Here is a 5,177-nt window from a genome sequence, read left to right on the forward strand (position 1 = left end):
CGGAGGTATTCATTCCGGTTGATCCTGCCGGAGGCCATTGCTATTGGGATCCGACTTAGCCATGCTAGTTGTACGAGTTCAGACTCGTAGCAAATAGCTCAGTAACACGTGGCCAAACTACCCTTCGGAGCACGATAACCTCGGGAAACTGAGGCTAATAGTGCCTAGCAGATTCACACTGGAATGTCGAATCTGTCAAACGCTCCGGCGCCGAAGGATGTGGCTGCGGCCGATTAGGTAGACGGTGGGGTAACGGCCCACCGTGCCGATAATCGGTACGGGTCATGAGAGTGAGAACCCGGAGACGGAATCTGAGACAAGATTCCGGGCCCTACGGGGCGCAGCAGGCGCGAAACCTTTACACTGCACGCCAGTGCGATAAGGGGATCCCAAGTGCGTAGGCATAGAGCCTACGCTTTTGTACACCGTAGGGAGGTGTACGAATAAGGGCTGGGCAAGACCGGTGCCAGCCGCCGCGGTAATACCGGCAGCCCAAGTGATGGCCGATTTTATTGGGCCTAAAGCGTCCGTAGCTGGCCGCGCAAGTCCATCGGGAAATCTCCCCGCTCAACGGGGAGACGCCCGGTGGAAACTGCGTGGCTTGGGACCGGAAGGCGCGACGGGTACGTCCGGGGTAGGAGTGAAATCCCGTAATCCTGGACGGACCGCCGATGGCGAAAGCACGTCGCGAGAACGGATCCGACAGTGAGGGACGAAAGCTAGGGTCTCGAACCGGATTAGATACCCGGGTAGTCCTAGCCGTAAACGATGCCTGTTAGGTGTGGCTCCCACTACGAGTGGGTGCTGTGCCGTAGGGAAGCCGCTAAACAGGCCGCCTGGGAAGTACGTCCGCAAGGATGAAACTTAAAGGAATTGGCGGGGGAGCACTACAACCGGAGGAGCCTGCGGTTTAATTGGACTCAACGCCGGACATCTCACCAGCATCGACTGTGGTAATGACGGTCAGGTTGATGACCTCGCCACGAGTCACAGAGAGGAGGTGCATGGCCGCCGTCAGCTCGTACCGTGAGGCGTCCTGTTAAGTCAGGCAACGAGCGAGACCCGCATCCTTACTTGCCAGCAACACTGCGAAGTGGTTGGGGACAGTAGGGAGACTGCCGTGGCCAACACGGAGGAAGGAACGGGCAACGGTAGGTCAGTATGCCCCGAATGTGCTGGGCAACACGCGGGCTACAATGGTCGAGACAAAGGGTTCCTACTCCGAAAGGAGACGGTAATCTCAGAAACTCGATCGTAGTTCGGATTGTGGGCTGCAACTCGCCCACATGAAGCTGGATTCGGTAGTAATCGCGTGTCATAAGCGCGCGGTGAATACGTCCCTGCTCCTTGCACACACCGCCCGTCAAAGCACCCGAGTGAGGTCCGGATGAGGCTCGTTACACGAGTCGAATCTGGGCTTCGCAAGGGGGCTTAAGTCGTAACAAGGTAGCCGTAGGGGAATCTGCGGCTGGATCACCTCCACTGACCGGGACTCTCCACTCTGGAGAGCCCACCTTTCGACCGTCTCTCAAGACGGTCACTACTCATTCGCATGGACCATCCGTCCACGCACCCACCGACCCGAACACCAAAGAACTACCACGGCTCACACCACTCGACACACACACCAACTCCTTTCCCCCACGGGAAAGGTGGGCTCATAGCTCAGCGGTAGAGTGCCTCCCTTGCAAGGAGGATGCCCTGGGTTCGAATCCCAGTGAGTCCATGGCTGCCCAACCCGGAATCACTCCCCTTAAGTGTGGGAGACGATTCGGTTGGGACAGACGACCGATGCACCATCCCGGGAAACCGCGGATGGGAAGGGTTCGACGAACACCTCGTGCCTGAGGTGATTCGATGACGACCGTGTATACGTGCGATCCAGACGTCCACTGAACTCATACGAGTTCGTGGAACGTCAGTGAACCATATACAGTCGGTGACTCATTATGAGTCACATGACACCGTCAGCGAGTCAGCAGTGACTCACTGACACACACTACTGGCTACTGTGCCAGCTGGTGAATGGCTCGGCTCAAGAGCCGATGAAGGACGTGCCAAGCTGCGATAAGCTCGAGGGACCCGCATGGAGGGAAAGAACTCGAGGTTTCCGAATCGGAATCCGTATCACAATTGCCACGCGCAATAGGGAACTCCCCGAATTGAAACATCTCAGTAGGGGAAGGAAGAGAACGCAACAGCGATGTCGTCAGTAACCGCGAGTAAACGCGACACAGCCCAAACCGAAGGTCTTCGGACCAATGTGGTGTTCGGGTTGACAACCAATTCTCGAGAGCTCATCTGAAGTCTCCTGGAACGGAGCGTGACACAGGGTGACAACCCCGTAAGATGAGTGCGTACAGAAGGCGTCAATACCAGAGTAGCAGGGGTCGGATATCCTCTGTGAACGACTCAGGCATCCCCTGAGAAGGCTAAACACTCCTTGAGACCGATAGCGAACAAGTAGCGTGAGCGAACGCTGAAAAGCACCCCGAGAAGGGCGGTGCAATAGGGCCTGAAATCAGTTGGCGATCGAGCGACAGGGCGTAGAAGGCGCTTGTCAAAACGAACCCGGAGCGATCCGCAAGTAGGAGGACAAGCGAGCCGGCGTCGTGTCGTGCGTTTTGAAAAACGACCCAGGGAGTGCACTTAATTGGCGAGTCTAACCCGTGAACCGGGGAAGGCGCAGGGAAACCGATACGGCCGCAGCATTGCGAGGGCCACCGTGTTCAAGCGCGGGGAGTCAATTGGGTGCGACCCGAAACCAGGCGATCTATGCACAGGCAGGGTGAAGCGTGGCGAAAGCCACGTGGAGGCCCGCTAGAGTTGGTATTCTACAATATCCTCTCGTGATCTGTGTATAGGGGTGAAAGGCCCATCGAGCCTGGCAACAGCTGGTTCCGACCGAAACATGTCGAAGCATGACCTCTTTTGAGATAGCCCGCAGGGTAGAGCTACCGATTGGATGACCCGCCTCCGAGAGGAGTCGGCCATCCTGTCAAACTCCAAACCTGCAGGCGTCGTAGACGAAGGGAGTCCGGTGCGCGGGGTAAGCCTGTGTACCGTGAGGGGAACAACCCAGAGCCGGGTTAAGGTCCCAAAGTGTAGATTAAGTGCGATTGGAAGGTGGTCTCAAGCCCTAAACAGCCGGGAGGTGAGCTTAGAAGCAGCTACCCTCTAAGAAAAGCGTAACAGCTTACCGGCCGAGGTTTGAGGCGCCCAAAATGATCGGGGCTCAAATCTACCACCGAGACCTGGCCGTACCCTTGACAGGGGTAACCGCGTAGGTCGGCGTACCGTTCGGATGGAAGCTCGGGCGAGAGCTCGCGTGGACCGTTCGGTAACGACAATCCTGGTCACAGTAGCAGCGATAGTCGGGTGAGAACCTCGACGGCCTGAAGAGCAAGGGTTCCTCGGCACTGCCAATCAGCCGAGGGTCAGCCGGTCCTAAGTCCCCCCATAAGTTGACGGGGACAACGGGAAACTGGTTAATATTCCAGTGCCATCATGCAGTAAAAGTCGACGCCGTGTGGAACGTTGAGCCGGGCATTCGCCCGGTCGAATCAGGGAACATCGTGGACGCCGTCATGGCAAGAAGCGATTGAAGCCTGAGATAGCGCAAGTCAGCCGTACATAGGGCCCGTGAAAAGACGAGCATGATGTCCGTACCGAGATCCGACACAGGTGCTCTGCCAGCGTAAGGCACGGCCTGTCGGGAGAACCGACGTTAGGGAATTCGGCAAGTTAGTCCCGTACCTTCGGAAGAAGGGATGCCTGCTCTCGACGGAGCAGGTCGCAGTGACTCGGGCGCTCCGACTGTCTAATAACAACACAGGTGACCGCAAATCCGTAAGGACTCGTACGGTCACTGAATCCTGCCCAGTGCGGGTATCTGAACACCTCGTACAAGAGGACGAAGGACCCGTCAACGGCGGGGGTAACTATGACCCTCTTAAGGTAGCGTAGTACCTTGCCGCTTCAGTAGCGGCTTGCATGAATGGATAAACGAGAGCGCCACTGTCCCAACGTTGGACCCGGTGAACTGTACGTTCCAGTGCGGAGTCTGGAGACCCCCAAGGGGAAGCGAAGACCCTATAGAGCTTTACTGCAGGCTGTCGCTGAGACGTGGTCGCCGATGTGCAGCATAGGTAGGAGTCACTACACAGGTACCCGCGCCAGCGGGCCACCGAGACATCATTGAAATACTACCCGTCGGTGACTGCGACTCTCACTCCGGGAGGAGTACACCGGTAGCCGGGCAGTTTGACTGGGGCGGTACGCGCTCGAAAAGATATCGAGCGCGCCCGAAGATCATCTCAGCCGGGTCGGGAATCCGGCGAAGAGCGCAAGAGCACAAGATGGTCTGACAGTGTCATTCCCAACGAGTGACGCTGACGCGAAAGCGTGGTCTAGCGAACCTACGAGGCTCCGAGATGGGGCCCGTAGATGACAGAAAAGCTACCTTAGGGATAACAGAGTCGTCACCCGCAAGAGCACATATCGACCGGGTGGCTTGCTACCTCGATGTCGGTTCCCTCCATCCTGCCCGTGCAGAAGCGGGCAAGGGTGAGGTTGTTCGCCTATTAAAGGAGGTCGTGAGCTGGGTTTAGACCGTCGTGAGACAGGTCGGCTGCTATCTATTGGGGGTGTCAAGGTACCTGACGTGAACGAACGTATAGTACGAGAGGAACTACGTTTGGTCGCCACTGGTGTATCGGTTGTCCGAAAGGGCAGATGCCGAGTAGCCACGCGACACGGGGTAAGAGCTGAACGCATCTAAGCTCGAAACCCACATGGAAAAGAGGTACCATCGAGGTCACTCGTAGAAGACGAGTTAGATAGACTCGGGATGTACGCACCAAGGCAACGAGGTGTTGAGTCCACGAGCACTAACAGACCGAAGCCACAGTCATACGGCACTGACACCACACTCGCATGAGTTCAGGCGGTAACTGGATCGCACGTACACACGGTCGAACGGACCACCGACGTTGGACATGGTTCTCGGTTCGATTCCGGGAGTCGGCATTAAGGCGGCCATAGCGGTGGGGCAACACCCGTACCCGTTCCGAACACGGAAGTTAAGCTCACCTGCGTTACGAGCAGTACTGGAGTGGGAGACCCTCTGGGAGCCTCGTTTCGCCGCCTCTCATTCATACGGTATCGGCCCACGAACA

1 tRNA gene and 3 rRNA genes are annotated in these 5,177 nt (G+C 57.2%); all 4 read left to right on the forward strand.

The annotated features are described in order from the left end of the window. Positions 1–11: 11 nt before the first annotated feature. A 16S ribosomal RNA gene (locus ACNSN7_RS15490) occupies positions 12–1,482 on the forward strand. 172 nt (positions 1,483–1,654) lie between these two features. Further along, a tRNA-Ala gene (locus tag ACNSN7_RS15495) sits at positions 1,655–1,726 on the forward strand. A 270-nt stretch (positions 1,727–1,996) separates the two neighbouring features. Then, positions 1,997–4,915 (forward strand): 23S ribosomal RNA (locus ACNSN7_RS15500). A gap of 114 nt (positions 4,916–5,029) precedes the next feature. Beyond that, a 5S ribosomal RNA gene (gene rrf, locus ACNSN7_RS15505) occupies positions 5,030–5,151 on the forward strand. Together the 16S, 23S and 5S rRNA genes with 1 tRNA gene alongside form the textbook arrangement of a ribosomal RNA operon. Positions 5,152–5,177 lie beyond the last annotated feature (26 nt).

Source organism: Halorubrum rarum (genome assembly GCF_048380895.1).
Lineage (GTDB): Archaea > Halobacteriota > Halobacteria > Halobacteriales > Haloferacaceae > Halorubrum.